Origin of the sequence: Streptomyces sp. NBC_00388, assembly GCF_036061255.1 — a bacterium.
Taxonomy (GTDB): Bacteria; Actinomycetota; Actinomycetes; order Streptomycetales; family Streptomycetaceae; genus Streptomyces.
In genome coordinates this window covers 6,171,595-6,186,483 of the sequence record NZ_CP107948.1, presented here as the reverse complement: position 1 = coordinate 6,186,483, position 14,889 = coordinate 6,171,595, and the positions used below count along the sequence as shown (strand labels likewise).

Genomic DNA, 14,889 nt, shown 5'->3' with positions numbered 1-14,889 from the left:
GGCGGTCAGACGATGTAGAAGAGGTGGTTGAGCGGGAGGCGCTCGGCCGGTTCGATCGTCGCGGGTTCGCCGTCGACCGTGACCTTGTACGTCTCAGGGTCCACCTCGATGCGGGGCAGCGCGTCGTTGCGCACCATGTTCTGCTTGCCGATGGTCCGGCAGCGCTGCACGGGCTCGGCCCGCCGCTGCAGGCCCAGCTCGCCGGGGACGCCGGCGGCGATGGACGCCTGCGACATGAAGGTGACCGACGTCTGCTGCTTGGCGCGGCCGTACGAGCCGAACATCGGGCGGTAGTAGACGGGCTGCGGCGTCGGCAGGGACGCGTTGGGGTCGCCCATCAGGGCCCAGTTGACCATGCCGCCCTTGATGATCATCTTGGGCTTGGCGCCGAAGGAGTGGATCGGCCAGAGCACGATGTCGGCGAGCTTGCCCGGCTCCAGGGACCCGATCACGTCGGCGGCCCCGACCGCGATGGCCGGGTTGATCGTCAGCTTGGCCAGGTACCGCAGCACGCGCGCGTTGTCGTTGCGGGAGCTGTCCTCCGCGAGCGGGCCCCGCAGTTCCTTGCAGTGGTGCGCGGTCTGGAAGGCCCGGATGAACGACTCGCCGACCCGGCCCATGGCCTGGGAGTCCGACGAGAAGATGCTGATCACCCCGAGGTCGTGCAGCACGGTCTCGGCGGCGATCGTCTCGGCCCGGACCCGGCTGTCGGCGAACGAGACGTCCTCGGGGATGTCGCGGGACAGGTGGTGACAGACCATCACCATGTCGAGCAGCTCGTCGACCGCGTTGACCGTGTACGGCAGCGTGGGGTTGGTCGAGGCCGGCAGGACGTTGGCCTCGCCCGAGACCCGGATGATGTCCGGGGCGTGGCCGCCGCCCGCGCCCTCGGTGTGGAAGGTGTGGATGGTCCGGCCATTGATCGCGGACAGGGTGTCCTCGAAGAAGCCGCCTTCGTTGAGGGTGTCCGTGTGGATGGCCATCTGGACGTCGTACTCGTCCGCGACCCGGAGGGCGGTGTCGATGGTGGCCGGGGTCGCGCCCCAGTCCTCGTGCACCTTCAGCCCGGCCGCGCCCGCCTCGATCTGCTCGCGGAGTGCCTCGGGCTGGCTGCCGTTGCCCTTGCCGAGCAGACCCACGTTGACCGGCAGGTCCTCCACCGCCTCCAGCATCCGGTGGATGTTCCACGGGCCGGGGGTGCAAGTCGTGCCGTTGGTGCCGTCGGTGGGGCCGGTGCCGCCGCCGAAGAAGGTGGTGATGCCGTTGGACAGCCCCTCCTGGGCCTGCTGCGGCGAGATGAAGTGGATGTGTGTGTCGACGCCGCCCGCGGTGGCGATCATGTGCTCGCCGGAGATCACCTCGGTGCCGGGGCCGATCACGAGCTTGGGGTCGACGCCGTTCTGCAGGTGCGGGTTGCCGGCCTTGCCGACGCCGACGATCAGACCGCCGCGGACACCGATGTCGCCCTTGACGATGCCGAGCACCGGGTCCATGACCACCACGTTGGTGATGACCAGGTCGAGTGCGCCCTCGCGGCTGAGGGCGGACGGGTCCTGGGCCATGCCGTCGCGGATGGCCTTGCCGCCGCCGTAGACGGCCTCCTCGCCGTAGGAGCCGGCGTTGTGGTCGTACTCGACCTCGACGACCAGGTTGGTGTCGGCGAGGTGGAACCGGTCGCCCACGGTGGGGCCGAACAGGTCCGTGTACTGCTTGCGCGGGATGATCGCCATCAGTTGTGAGCTCCCTTGGTGCCCTTGGCGCCCTTGGCGCTCCTGGTGCTGCCGGCGCCTGGCGTGTTCCCCTCGACGCCCGTAGCCGGGGCGCCGGCGGGCTGGGTGAACCCGAGCTCCGCGGCGCGGCGCAGCGCGTTGCGTTTGGTGTCGGGTGCCGACAGGCCCCCGTCGACGAGCCCGGCGAATCCGACGAGCCGCCCGGTGCCGGCGAACGCGCAGAGGCCGACCTCCCGGGTGTCGCCGGGCTCGAAGCGCACGGCGGTGCCGGAGGGGATGTCCAGGCGCATACCGTAGGCGGCTTCACGGTCGAAGCGCAGCGCGCGGTTGATCTCGAAGAAGTGGTAGTGGGAGCCGATCTGGACGGCTCGGTCGCCGGTGTTGGCGACCGTGAGCCTGACCGTGGCCCGGTTGGCGTTGATCTCCACGGGGTCGTCCCCGTAGAGGTAATGGGCTCCGCCCGACATCTCTGTCTCCTCGTGGTTCAGGCTTCGGGGTTCAGGCTTCGGGGTTCAGGCTTCAGGCGCTGATCGGGTCGTGACAGGTGACCAGCTTCGTCCCGTCGACGAATGCCGTCTCGACCTGGAGGACCGTGAGCATCTCGCGCACTCCGGGCATCACGTCGTCCTGAGCGACGATCTTGCGGCCGAGCTCCATGCACTCGGCGACCGTGTGCCCGTCGCGGGCCGCCTCCAGGACGGCTTCGGTGATCAGGGCGGCGGCTTCGCTGTAGTTGAGCTTGGTCCCCCTGGCCCTGCGGCGGCGGGCCAGGTCGGCCACCACATAGACGTGGAGTTTGTCGATTTCACGTGGGGAGAGATTCATGGCGTCACTCTGCTTTCTCGAATGAGATGCCGGGCCGGCCCAGCGCTGGACCCGCCGCGAGGAAGAGCCAGGTCGTCACAACGAACGGCCAGGTGAAGGGGGATCCGCCGGACGGCCGGGTGAACGCCTCCCAGGCGGCGGTGAAGGGGACCGAGGCCACGACAGCGAGCGCGGCGTACCCGGCGGTCCACGGAGTGAGTGTGAGGAAGGTGGCGGCCAGCGCGATGGCACAGAGCACGGCGTTGTACCCGTAGAGGCCTTCGGTGATGCGGTCGGCGGGCAGCCCTGCCGTGCAGGCGGTCAGCAGCGCGAGGGCGCTGGCACCGGCAGCCGCGGCGGCGGCGACGCGTGAGGTGACGAGGAGTCCGACGAGCACGATCAGGCCCGCGTACCACTTGTCGAGGAAGAAGACCTGACCGACGTTGTCGCAGAAGGCCCGGCCGGCCTGGGCGGCGGTCAGTGCGGTGAACCCGCCGGCCCGCGGAGCGGCCCCGGCCACGGCGGGGGCGGTCGGGAGCGCGATCACCAGCACTCCGGCGACCAGGCAGTACGGGGCCGTCAGCACGGGCAGTCCGACGCGCCCGAAGAGCCGGCCGGCCGCCGCGCTCAGGACCGCGCAGACAGCGGCGCCGAGCACCGCCAGCAGGAGGGTCCGCCCCGAGGAGCCGAAAGTGGCGAGGAGGGCTATACCGGTCAGGCAACCGCAGTAGCCGTCAAGTCCCTTGACGAGATTGCCGCGCTCGGCCCCCAGTAAGGCCGCGGTCGCGGTGGACACGCCGGCACCGAGCAGCCCGTAGACCCCGGTGCGCCATCCCCCGGCGAACAGCGCGACAGTGAACAGCAGTCCGGTCCACGGGTTCGCGCTGAGTGCCACCTGGGCTATGCCCCTCAGCTGCACCTGCCCGATCCGGAGCGGCGCCCGGCTCTTTCGCTGCACCGCCTGTTCCGCCGCAGACATGTCTACTCCCTTGAGGACATGGCGATTTGACCAGATCCCCTTGTCGAGCGCGGGCTGGCGCGAGATCAACTTTCTGTTGAAAACCGTACGCCCGGCGAAAGCGGCACAGTGTCGCGCACTTCGGACACCGAGCGTGTCCGGAGCGGTACGGTACGGCATAACCGCTGTTGGGATACGGCGCAGGACCGGCCCGCCGCGGCCTGCACCTGCCGGTCGGGCCGCAAGTCTTGGTAAGAGGTTGAACTTTTGTTGAATGCTTCATACCTGTCATTTGACCCAACCTGGCCTGGGCTGCGGCGCACCCCGCCCACCAGGCATTTCGCCCCGGAATTCGTACCCGGTTGCGGGGCCCTGACGCCACGGCCATGCTGGAACGGCTCCGGCAGCTTCTGCCCCACGCCTCCCCGCCGTCCCGGCAGAGCGACATCTCTCCCAGCGCGGCGGAGTCCGGCCGCACCGTCGCCGCGATCGCCGCGACGGCCGTGCGAGGACCCGCGCAGACCGCCTCTCGGCGGCTCGCCCCGCCACCGCCTTCGACGAGCCGAAGGAGCCCCGCCATGCACCCCGTACTGATCCGTACCGCGCTCGCCACGGCAGTCCTGTGCGCCACCCTCACCGCGGGCGCGGTCACCCCGGGCCATACGGCCCGCCCGGCAGCCGCGGAGCCGGCGGCCGGGCGGGCGGCAGCCGCGGAGCCGTCGGCCAGGCGGGCGGCAGCCGCGGAGCCGTCGGCCAGGCGGGCGGCAGCCGCGGAGCCGTCGGCGCCGCGCACGGAGGGCGACACCAATCCCCCGCCGTACGACCGGCGCGCGTTCACCGAGCAGACCGTACGGCTCAGCTGGCGGGGCACCACCGCGGCGGGCCGCGCCCGGATGTGCGCGCATCCGGACAGCTTCTCCAGTCCGGCTCTCGACGCGCGGTACGCGGCGCGTCTGATCAGGGCGGAGTGCGCGGCACGGTGAGCCCGGGCAGCACGGACCCCGGCGGCGCGGCAGCCCGCCGGGGTCCGCGCCGCCGGACCGTCACGGACGGCGCCCCCCGGGGCTACCGTGCCAGGGCGGCGCGGCGGCGCAGGTGAAGAACCCCGCCGAGGGCCGCGGCGATGAGGACACCGCCCGCGACCAGCTCGGTGGTGTCCAGGTCGGTCAGCGAACCGCTGAGGACGGCCGCTACGCGCTTGTCCCGGGCGCCGGAGAGCGCCAGTGAGGCGGCGCCCCGCTGCCCCGCACAGGCGAAGGTCACGTCGTACCGCTTCCCGGCCCTGGCGTCCGGGTCGACGACGACGGTCGCCGGCTGTCCGTGATGGAGCGTGACGGGGCGGAAGGCGCCGGACGACACGGTCACGGCGGACGCACGGCACCCGGTGGCACCGAGGGTGACCGAGCCGCCGGGGGCGACCGAGCCGGGTGACACGGTGTAGGCGAACGCGGGGGCGCCGCTGCCGTCGCCCGCGGCGGCCGGGTGGGCCGGCGACAGCACAGCGGCACTCAGCAGGACGGCCGCCCCGATACTCGACAAGCGCATTGGACACCTCCGGGCACACGATGCGGGTACTGGACCGCGACAGCGGGACTGCGGCGAGGGCGCTGCGGCGACCGGCTGCGGCCGGCAGAGCCGCGGGGCACGGCAGCACGCGCACGGGCAGGCTACGTCCCGCGGACCGGCGCTCAGCGGGGAACGGACACCACTGCCGGGCCACGGTAGGCCGGTTCGTCCTCGCACGCGAGTCCGGCCACCCGAACGGGGCGCCGGATTGCGCCGGACAGGTCAGCGTCGCCGTCCCGGCACCTCCGAGGGCCTCCGAGATGCGCCGCAGGCGGGCTTCGGCCGTTCGTACCCCTCCGCGGGCCTCCGAGATGCGGGTAACGCCCAGTGTTTTTACCGTGACTGAATGATCATCAGACCAATCGTACAAATCCTCTGCACGGGAGCTGCGGTGGTGGCCACGAGCGTCGCCGCGATCGCCCCCTGCGCCGCGCTGGCCCCGCAGCCCGGCGTGGGACGGCCCGGCGCGACGGGAGGCGGGGCCGGCGCCCCGGCGCTGCCCGGGCAGGTGTCGGCGCTCTCCTGGGTGGTCGCCGACGCCACCACCGGCGATGTGCTGGCCTCGAAGGACTCCCACCGCCGTCTGCCCCCGGCCAGCACCCTCAAGACGCTGTTCGCCCTCACGGTGCTGCCGCACCTGCCGGCGCAGAAGCTGCACACCGTGACCAGCGCGGATCTGAACGGACTCGGTGAGGGAAGCAGCCAGGTCGGAGTCGTCGAGGGGCGCGCCTACCGGGTGGACGACCTGTGGCGGGGGGTCTTCCTCCGCTCGGGCGGCGACGCGGTCCACGTACTGGCCTCCATGAACGGCGGCTGGCAGAAGACCACGGACGAGATGCGCGAGCGCGCCGCGCAGCTGGGGGCCAGGGACACCCACGTCATGTCCCCTGACGGTTACGACACGCCCGGCCAGTACTCCTCGGCTTTCGACCTCGCGGTCTTCGGCAGGACCGGGCTGGCCGACCCGGCGTTCGCCCGGTACTGCTCCACGAGCCTCGCGAAGTTCCCCGGCGGGCTGGACAGGACCGGCCGGGCGGGCGCCCCGTTCGAGATCCAGAACACCAACCGCCTGCTGGCGGGGACGCCGGACGTCAGCCCCTACCCGGGTCTCATCGGGGTCAAGAACGGCTACACCACCGAGGCGGGCAACACCTTGATCGCGGCGGCCCACCGGGGCAGCCGCACGCTGATCGTCACCGTGATGAACCCTCAGGAGGGCACCGTCTACGAGGACGCACGCGCGCTCCTCGACTGGGGTTTCGCCGCGTCCGGCCGAGTACGGCCGACCGGCTCGCTCCGGCCCGCGGTCGCGACCACCACCACCGGCTCGGCCCCTGGCCCGGCGCAGCCGCCCCAGGGCGCGGCCCTCGTGGCGAGCCATCACTCCACGACCAAGAAGGCATCGACGCTGGGAGGCATCGCGGCCGTCGGGGCCCTGCTCGTCTCGCTCTCCGCGTCGCTCTGGCTGATGCGGCGGCGGATGCGCCGGTGACCCGCTTCCAGGGCCGCCGCGGCCCGCCCTGATCCGGTGGGGCCCGAGCGGCCGTCCCGGGGCGGCGCGGGGGTCCGGTCAGGCGATGGCGGCGCCGCTGTACAGCAGCAGCGCCACATCGACCGCGGCCACACAGACCGCCGCGGCGAACGCGGCCCGCTCCCGGCGGCGGCCGATCAGCGTCCCCGCGACGGCAGCCGCCGTCGCAGCGGCGAGCGCCACGAGGGCCCCGCCGGAGGGCGGCCCCGCGGGGCCCAGTACGAGGACGGCCGACGCGGCCACCAGCGGGACCGGGAGCAGCAGCCGTGCTCCGCCGGGGCCGAACCGGTGGGGCCAGCCGCGCACCCCGAGCGCCAGGTCGCTGCGGATGTCGGGCAGGACGTCGCCCAGGTGGGCGCCGATCCCCAGCAGGGCGCCCACCGTGACGATCCACCAGGCGGGCCACGGCTGTCCCGGCAGCCCGAGGGCGACGAAGGCGGGCAGCGCGGCGAAACCCACCGCGTACGGCAGCCAGGACCAGACAGTCGCCTTGAGCCCGAGGTCGTACGCCCAGGCCCAGGCGACCCCGGTCAGATGGACGGCGCCCGCCCACGGGCCGCAGCCGAACGACAGCGGTACGCAGAGCGCCAGCGCGGTGAACGCGGCGGCCCATACGGTCCGTACGCCGACCGAGCCGTCCACGACCGGCTTGCCGCGGCGGCCCGCCGCCCTGTCCCGGCGGGCGTCGACCGCGTCGTTGCACCAGCCGACGGACAGCTGCCCGGTGAGGACGGCGGACGCCGTCAGCACGGACCGCGCGGGGCCCTGGCCCGCCGACACCGCGAGCGCGGTCATCAGTGCGGTGACCGCGGCGACAGGACCGGGATGGCACGAACCGGCCAGGGCCACCGCGACACCGCCCCGGCGGACGGCGGGCGCATCTGCCAGGGGCTGCTCGGGAGTTCCCACCCGGTGATCGTAGGCGCGGCCCGCCTCGCACCGCGGTTGCCCGCGCCCTCCACGCGAAAGGGCGAATCGGCGGCCGGGCCGGGCCGCGGGCCAGGGTGTCGGGGGCCGCGCCCGGGGCAGGGATGCTGCAATGCAGGGCACGTCATCCCCGAGGTGGGAGAACACATGACCCGGATCGCAGCCGTCCACGGTGTCCTGGCACCACACCGCCACGCCCAGCACGAGATCACCGACATGGTCGCTCGGGTCTGCCTACCCGAAGGCACCGACCGGCGGGTCCTCGACCGGCTGCACCACAGCTCCCGGGTCCGCTCCCGGCACATGACGCTGCCGCTCGACGCCTACGAGAAGCTGGACGGGTTCGGGGCCGCCAACGACGCGTTCATCACCGGGGCGACGGAGCTCGGCGCCACCGCGGTCCGTGGCGCCCTGCACGCGGCCGGGCTGCGTCCCGAGGATGTGGATCTGCTGGTCTTCACCTCGGTCACCGGCATCGCCACTCCCTCGATCGACGCACGCCTCGCCGGGCGGCTCGGGCTGCGCCCCGATCTCAGGCGGCTGCCGCTCTTCGGACTGGGCTGCGCCGGGGGCGCGGCGGGCCTGGCCCGGGTGCACGACTACCTCCTCGGCCATCCGGACCACGTCGCGGTGCTGCTCTCCGTCGAGCTCTGCTCCCTCACCTTCCAGCGCGACGACAGCTCGATGGCCAACCTGATCGCGACCGCCCTCTTCGGCGACGGCGCCGCTGCGGTCGTGGCGTGCGGCCCGGACCGCCCGGCCCCGGAGGGGAGCGCGCCGGGGCCGACCGTGGTGGACACCCGCAGCCGGCTCTACCCCGACACCGGTCACGTCATGGGCTGGAAGATCAGGAGCTCCGGCTTCCAGGTGGTGCTCGACCCCTCGGTCCCGGACGTGATCCGCCGTCACCTCTCCGATGACGTGACCGCTTTCCTCGCCGGCCACGGGCTGAAGCCGAAGGACGTGGCCGCGTGGGTCTGCCATCCGGGCGGGCCCAAGGTGCTCGACGCCGTCACCGAGGCGCTGGGGCTCCCCGATGAGGCGCTCGGCGTCACCTGGCGCCACCTCGCCGACGTGGGGAATCTGTCCTCCTCGTCGGTGCTGCACGTACTGCGCGACACCCTGGCAGGCGATCCCCCGGCGCCGGGCACGCCGGGGCTGCTGCTGGCGATGGGGCCGGGCTTCAGCTGCGAACTGGTGCTGCTGCGCTGGTAGGCCGCCCTCTGACGCGCAGGACGCCGTGAAGACGCAGTGATTCGGAGGACCTCATGATCTGGTACGTGCTGCTGGTGGCGGCTGTCGCGGCCGAGCGCATCGCCGAGCTCGTCGTCGCCCGGCGCAACGAGCGCTGGAGCATGGCGCGCGGCGCGACGGTCGCAGGGCAGGGCCACTATCCGGCGATGGTCGCCCTGCACACCGGTCTGCTGGCGGCGTGTGTGGCCGAGGCCTGGCTGGGGGGCCGGCCGTTCGTCCCCGCGCTGGCCTGGCCGATGGCCGCCGTGCTGGTGGCGGCCCAGGGGCTGCGCTGGTGGTGCATCAGCACACTGGGGCCGCGCTGGAACACCCGGGTGATCGTCGTCCCCGGGCTGCCCCTGGTGGAGGGCGGCCCCTACCGGTGGTTGCGGCACCCGAACTACGTGGCCGTCGTCGCCGAGGGGGTGGCGCTGCCGCTGGTGCACACCGCCTGGCTCACCGCGGTGGCGTTCACCGTGCTCAACGCGGTGCTGCTGACCGTCCGCATCCGCTGCGAGAACGCCGCCCTGGCAGGCGCCTGGTCCGCACGGTCCGCCCCGGCGGGAGACATCGCGGCGTGATCGACGTCCTGGTGGTGGGCGGCGGACCCGCCGGACTCGCCACCGCGATCCATGCCGCGCTGGCCGGACTGGAGGCCGTCGTCGTGGAGCCCAGGACCTCGCCGGTCGACAAGGCCTGCGGCGAAGGGGTCATGCCCGGCGGGGTCGACGCGCTCCGTGCGCTGGGGGTCGGGCCGGCGGGGCACGCGCTGCGCGGCATCCGCTATGTCGACGGCCGGCGCCGCGCCGAGGCGGCCTTCAGGGGCGGTACCGGTCTCGGGATCCGCCGCACGGTGCTGCATGCGGCGCTGCACGAGCGCGCCCGTGAACTGGGTGTACGGATCGTCGCGGGCAAGGCGGGCGACGTCCGTCAGGGGCCCGACCGGGTCACCGCCGCAGGGCTCACCGCGCGCTGGCTGGTGGCGGCGGACGGTCTGCACTCGCCGGTCCGCCGCGGTCTGGGGCTCGACCTGCCCGGCCGCTCCCCCGGCCGCTACGGGCTGCGGCGGCACTACCGGTGCGCCCCGTGGACCGACTTCGTGGAGGTCCACTGGTCCGCGGACGGCGAGGCGTATGTGACCCCGGTCGGCGACGAGCTCGTCGGGGTCGCGGTGCTGAGCCGCAGCCGTCGCGGATACGACGACCACCTGGCCGGGTTCCCGGCCCTCCGCGCGGCGCTGGACGGGCCGCACGCGAGCAGCGTGCGGGGAGCGGGGCCGCTCCGCCAGCGGGTACGGCGCAGGGTCGCAGGCCGGGTGCTGCTCGTCGGTGACGCCGCGGGATACGTCGACGCGCTCACCGGCGAGGGCATCGCCCTGGCCCTGGCCGGTGCCGCTGCGGCGGTGCGCTGTCTCGCCGCCGGCCGACCGGCCGACTACGAGGCTGCCTGGCAGCGGCTGACCCGGCGTCACCGGATGCTGACGGGAGCCCTGCTGTCCTTCAGCGGCAGCCCCCGCGCCGCGGGCCTCGTCGTGCCCGCGGCGGCCCGGATGCCCGCCGCTTTCGCGGCGGCGGTCCACCTCCTGCAGTGATCGGCCGGCCCGTCCAACACGGCCTCTGTATGCAGTAGTTGCAGGTAGAGCCAGGGTAATTCCGTTTCTCTGCACACATCTTGCAGCAGCACGCGATGCGACACCCGGGCTCACTTGGCATGAACCCGCCGATTACCTCGGTCAGACCTGTAGACCTCCGTACAACTCTCTGCAATTCTCCAACAATTGAACGCAAGACTCGGACTTGACGAGTATGGGGACAGTAGATGACACGTCACAGAAGCAGCTGGCGGGCCTTGACGGCCGCCTTCGCGACAGCCCTGTTACTGCTCGGACTGCCGGCCCTGTCCGCCGCGGCCGCAGGCGGACCCGACCTCGCCTCCGGCCGGCCCGCCCGCGCGTCCAGCTCGGCGGCCGAGTACGGAGCGGCGAACATCACCGACGGCAACCCCAGTACGTACTGGGAGAGTTCCAGCGGCACCTTCCCCCAGTGGGTGGAGGCCGACCTCGGCTCGACCGCCCGGGTCGACCAGGTCGTACTGAAGCTGCCGGCCGGCTGGGAGAGCCGCAGCCAGACCTTCTCCGTGCAGGGCAGTACCGACGGAACCGGCTACAGCACCCTCGCCGCGTCCGCGGCCCACACCTTCGCCCCTGGCGACAGCAACACCGTGACGGTCGACTTCCCCGCCACCCGGGCCAGGTACGTCCGCATCGACATCACCGCCAACTCCGGCTGGCCCAAGGCCCAGCTCTCCGGGCTCGAAGTCCACTCCGCCGACACGTCCGACTCCTCGGGCAATCTCGCCCTCGGCAGGACACTGACGGCCAGCAGCTACACGGAGACCTACACAGCGGGCCAGGCGAACGACGGCAACCGCGCTTCCTACTGGGAGAGCAAGAACAACGCCCTGCCGCAGTGGGTCCAGGCCGATCTCGGCTCGGCGGTACGGATCAACCAGGTCGTCCTGCGACTGCCGGACGGCTGGGGTGCCCGCACCCAGACCCTGAAGATCCAGGGCAGTACCGACAACACGGACTTCACGGATCTGACCGCGTCCAAGGACTACACCTTCAACGCGGCGGGCGGGCAGGCCGCAACGATCTCCTTCGACGCCACGACCACCCGCTACCTGCGCGTACTGATCACGGCCAACTCCGTCCAGGCGGCGGGCCAGTTGTCGGAACTCGAAATCTACGGTCCCGCGGCCGGCGACGTGACGGCGCCGACCGCTCCCCAGGGGCTCGCGTACACCGAGCCCGCCGGCGGCCAGATCAAGCTCGCCTGGCAGGCATCGACCGACGCGGTGGGTGTCACCGGCTACGACATCTACGCCAACGGAGAGCTGCGCTCCTCCGTCGCGGGGAACGTCACTGCATACACCGACACCCAGCCGGCGGGCACCACGGTCGCCTACTACGTACGGGCCCACGACGCCGCGGGGAACCAGTCGGCGAACAGCAACACCGTGACCCGCAAGGGCAGCACCGGGGACACCCAGGCGCCCACCGCGCCGTCGAATCTGGCGTTCACCCAGTCCGCCGGTGACATCAGACTGACCTGGGGCGCCTCCACCGACAACGTGAAGGTCACCGGGTACGACATCTACGCCAACGGCGACCTGGCCAAGTCCGTCGCGGGCGATGTGACCACGTACACCGACAGCCGGGCCGCCGGTGCCACGGTCTCCTACTACGTACGGGCCAAGGACGCGGCGGGGAACGTCTCGGGCAACAGCAACACCGTCACCCGCCCCGGCTCCTCCGGGAGCGGCTCCGATCTGGCCAGGTCCAAGCCGATCAGCGCCTCCTCCACCGTCTTCACCTTCGCCGCCGAGAACGCCAACGACGGGCAGACCAGCACCTACTGGGAGGGCGCCGGAGGCAGCTACCCGAACACGCTGACCGTGAAGCTCGGCTCCAACGCCGATGTCGGCTCCGTCGTCCTGAAGCTCAGCCCGGACAGCTCCTGGGCCACCAGGACCCAGAACATCCAGGTACTGGGGCGTGAGCAGAGCGCCACGTCGTTCACCGGTCTGGCGGCGGGCAAGGACTACACCTTTGATCCCGCGAGCCAGAACACGGTCACCATCCCGGTGAACGGGCGGGTTGCCGACGTCCAGCTGAAGATCACCTCCAACACCGGTTCCGCCGCGGGGCAGATAGCGGAGTTCCAGGTCATGGGCGTCCCCGCGCCCAACCCCGATCTCCAGGTCACCAAGATCACCTCATCCCCCGCAGCGCCGGTCGAGTCCGATGACATCAGCCTCTCGGCCACCGTCACCAACAGCGGCACCCAGGCATCGGCCGCCACCGACCTCGACTTCGCCCTCGGCGGCACCAAAGCGGGAACAGCCGCCGTACCCGCACTGGCAGCGGGTGAGTCGAAGACCGTCACCGGCTCCGTCGGGGCCAGGGACGCGGGCAGCTACCCGCTGAGCGCCGAGGCCGACCCGGCGAACAAGGTCGTCGAGACGAACGAGGGAAACAACACCTTCACCGCCGCCTCCCCGCTGGTGGTCAAGCCGGTCGCCAGCTCCGACCTGGTGGCATCCCCGGTCGGCTGGTCGCCCAGCTCCGCCTCCGCGGGGGACACGGTGAAGTTCTCGGTGGCACTCAAGAACCAGGGCAGCGTCGCCTCGGCCCCGGGCGCCCACGCCGTCACCCTCACCGTGACCGACTCCAAGGGCGCCACGGTCAAGACCCTCACCGGCTCCTACTCCGGGACGATCGCGGCGGGTGACACCGCTCCCCCGCTGGATCTCGGCAGCTGGACCGCGGTGAACGGCACGTACCGGATCAAGACCGTGATCGCGGACGACGGCAACGAACTGCCGGTCAAGCGCGGCAACAACACCTCCACGCAGTCGCTGTTCATCGGGCGGGGCGCGGACATGCCGTACGACAGCTACGAGGCCGAGGACGGCGTACTGGCGGGCGGCGCCAAGGTCGTCGGACCGAACCGCACCGTCGGAGACCTCGCGGGCGAGGCATCGGGCCGCAAGGCCGTCACGCTCAACAGCACGGGGCAGTCGGTCGAGTTCACCACCAAGGCCGCCACCAACACGCTCGTCACCCGCTTCTCCATACCGGACGCACCGGCCGGTGGCGGTATCAACTCCACGCTGGACCTCTATGTCGACGGCACCTTCCTCAAAGCCGTCGACCTCACCTCCAAGTACGCCTGGCTGTACGGCGCCGAGACCGGACCCGGCAACGACCCGGGGTCCGGCGCTCCCCGTCACATCTACGACGAGGCCAATGTCCAGCTGGGGATGACCGTCCCCGCGGGCCACAAGATCAAGCTGCAGAAGGACGCCGCCAACACCACCACGTACGCGATCGACTTCGTCAACACCGAACAGGCCACGGCGGCCCCCAACCCGGACCCGGCCGCCTACACCGTCCCGGCCGGGTTCTCCCAGCAGGACGTGCAGAACGCGCTCGACAAGGTGCGGATGGACACCACGGGCAAGCTGACCGGGGTCTATCTGCCTGCCGGTGACTACGAGACATCCAGCAAGTTCCAGGTGTACGGCAAGGCCGTCCACGTGGTCGGCGCCGGGCCCTGGTTCACCCGGTTCCACGCGCCGTCGTCGCAGGACAACACCGACATCGGCTTCCGCGCCGAAGCCACGGCCAACGGCTCGTCGTTCGCCGGCTTCGCCTACTTCGGGAACTACACCTCACGGATCGACGGCCCCGGCAAGGTCTTCGACTTCTCCAACGTCTCCGACATCACCATCGACAACATCTGGGACGAACACACCGTGTGCCTCTACTGGGGCGCCAACACGGACCGCGTCACCATCAAGAACTCCCGGATCCGGGACACCTACGCCGACGGCATCAACATGACCAACGGCAGCACGGACAACCATGTGACCAACAACGAGTCACGGGCCACCGGCGACGACAGCTTCGCGCTGTTCTCGGCGATCGACGCCGGGGGCGCGGACGAGAAGAACAACGTCTTCGAGAACCTGACCTCCCTGCTCACCTGGCGTGCGGCGGGGGTGGCCGTCTACGGCGGTTACGACAACACCTTCCGCAACATCCGGGTGGCGGACACCCTGGTGTACGCGGGCGTCACGGTCAGCTCGCTGGACTTCGGGTACGCGATGAACGGCTTCGGCACCGATCCGACCACCCTGGAGAACATCACACTGGAGCGGACGGGCGGTCACTTCTGGAACGGTCAGACGTTCCCGGGGATCTGGCTGTTCTCCGCGTCGAAGGTGTTCCAGGGCATCCGGATCAACGATGTGGACATCGTCGACCCGACGTACAGCGGGATCATGTTCCAGACCAACTACGTGGGAGGACAGCCGCAGTTCCCGATCAAGGACACCGTCCTGACCGACGTCACGATCACCGGCGCCAAGAAGAGCGGCGACGCCTATGACGCCAGGTCCGGCTTCGGCGTCTGGGCCAACGAGCTGCCGGAGTCGGGCCAGGGCCCGGCGGTCGGCGAGGTCACGTTCCACAACCTGAAGATGAGCGGCAACGCTCAGGACATCAAGAACACCACGTCCACGTTCACCATCAACAACCTGCCGTAGCGGCACACGGCGCGCGGGCCCCGGCCGGG

12 protein-coding genes are annotated in these 14,889 nt (G+C 71.5%); 6 read left to right on the top strand and 6 right to left on the bottom strand.

All coding sequences use genetic code 11. From position 1 onward, the window contains the following. Positions 1-5: 5 nt before the first annotated feature. Genes ureC through OG917_RS27485 form a run of 4 tightly spaced genes read right to left on the bottom strand, consistent with a single transcriptional unit; the run spans position 6 to position 3,513 of the window. Positions 6-1,730, bottom strand: coding sequence for an urease subunit alpha (gene ureC / locus OG917_RS27500; protein WP_328320626.1), 1,725 nt, complete (start codon positions 1,728-1,730; stop codon positions 6-8). After that, positions 1,730-2,197, bottom strand: a complete 468-nt coding sequence (locus OG917_RS27495) for an urease subunit beta (RefSeq protein ID WP_328320623.1) — start codon at positions 2,195-2,197, stop codon at positions 1,730-1,732. The genes ureC and OG917_RS27495 overlap by 1 nt, the downstream gene beginning before the upstream one ends. A 52-nt stretch (positions 2,198-2,249) precedes the next feature. After that, positions 2,250-2,555, bottom strand: coding sequence for an urease subunit gamma (locus OG917_RS27490; protein ID WP_328320619.1), 306 nt, complete (start codon positions 2,553-2,555; stop codon positions 2,250-2,252). A gap of 4 nt (positions 2,556-2,559) precedes the next feature. Beyond that, on the bottom strand, positions 2,560-3,513 hold the full coding sequence (locus OG917_RS27485) for an urea transporter (protein ID WP_328320617.1): 954 nt from the start codon (positions 3,511-3,513) through the stop codon (positions 2,560-2,562). A 557-nt stretch (positions 3,514-4,070) separates the two neighbouring features. Between OG917_RS27485 and OG917_RS27480 the strand changes: the two genes are divergently transcribed. Next, positions 4,071-4,475, top strand: coding sequence for a hypothetical protein (locus OG917_RS27480; RefSeq protein ID WP_328320615.1), 405 nt, complete (start codon positions 4,071-4,073; stop codon positions 4,473-4,475). An 82-nt stretch (positions 4,476-4,557) separates the two neighbouring features. On the opposite strand, the gene OG917_RS27475 is transcribed toward OG917_RS27480, so the two are convergent. Then, entirely contained in the window at positions 4,558-5,037 is a 480-nt protein-coding gene (locus OG917_RS27475; RefSeq protein ID WP_328320613.1) for a hypothetical protein, read from the bottom strand. A 367-nt stretch (positions 5,038-5,404) separates the two neighbouring features. Between OG917_RS27475 and OG917_RS27470 the strand changes: the two genes are divergently transcribed. Continuing rightward, entirely contained in the window at positions 5,405-6,550 is a 1,146-nt protein-coding gene (locus OG917_RS27470) for a D-alanyl-D-alanine carboxypeptidase family protein (RefSeq protein ID WP_328320611.1), read from the top strand. Positions 6,551-6,628: 78 nt separating this feature from the next. Here the strand turns inward: OG917_RS27470 and OG917_RS27465 are convergent, their stop codons facing one another. Beyond that, positions 6,629-7,498, bottom strand: a complete 870-nt coding sequence (locus OG917_RS27465) for a UbiA family prenyltransferase (RefSeq protein WP_443059024.1) — start codon at positions 7,496-7,498, stop codon at positions 6,629-6,631. A gap of 165 nt (positions 7,499-7,663) precedes the next feature. On the opposite strand from OG917_RS27465, the gene OG917_RS27460 reads away from it, so the two are divergent. The 4 genes from OG917_RS27460 to OG917_RS27445 all read left to right on the top strand — a co-directional run bounded on the left by OG917_RS27460 (position 7,664) and on the right by OG917_RS27445 (position 14,860). Beyond that, positions 7,664-8,731, top strand: a complete 1,068-nt coding sequence (locus OG917_RS27460) for a type III polyketide synthase (RefSeq protein WP_328320609.1) — start codon at positions 7,664-7,666, stop codon at positions 8,729-8,731. A gap of 53 nt (positions 8,732-8,784) precedes the next feature. Further along, entirely contained in the window at positions 8,785-9,330 is a 546-nt protein-coding gene (locus OG917_RS27455; protein WP_328320607.1) for an isoprenylcysteine carboxyl methyltransferase family protein, read from the top strand. Continuing rightward, a complete protein-coding gene (locus OG917_RS27450; RefSeq protein ID WP_328320605.1) occupies positions 9,327-10,340 on the top strand; it encodes an NAD(P)/FAD-dependent oxidoreductase in 1,014 nt (337 codons plus the stop codon). Before OG917_RS27455 ends, OG917_RS27450 begins: the two co-directional genes overlap by 4 nt. 227 nt (positions 10,341-10,567) lie before the next feature. Further along, positions 10,568-14,860: a discoidin domain-containing protein gene (locus OG917_RS27445; protein ID WP_328320603.1), complete on the top strand. Its 4,293-nt coding sequence runs from the start codon at positions 10,568-10,570 to the stop codon at positions 14,858-14,860. Positions 14,861-14,889 lie beyond the last annotated feature (29 nt).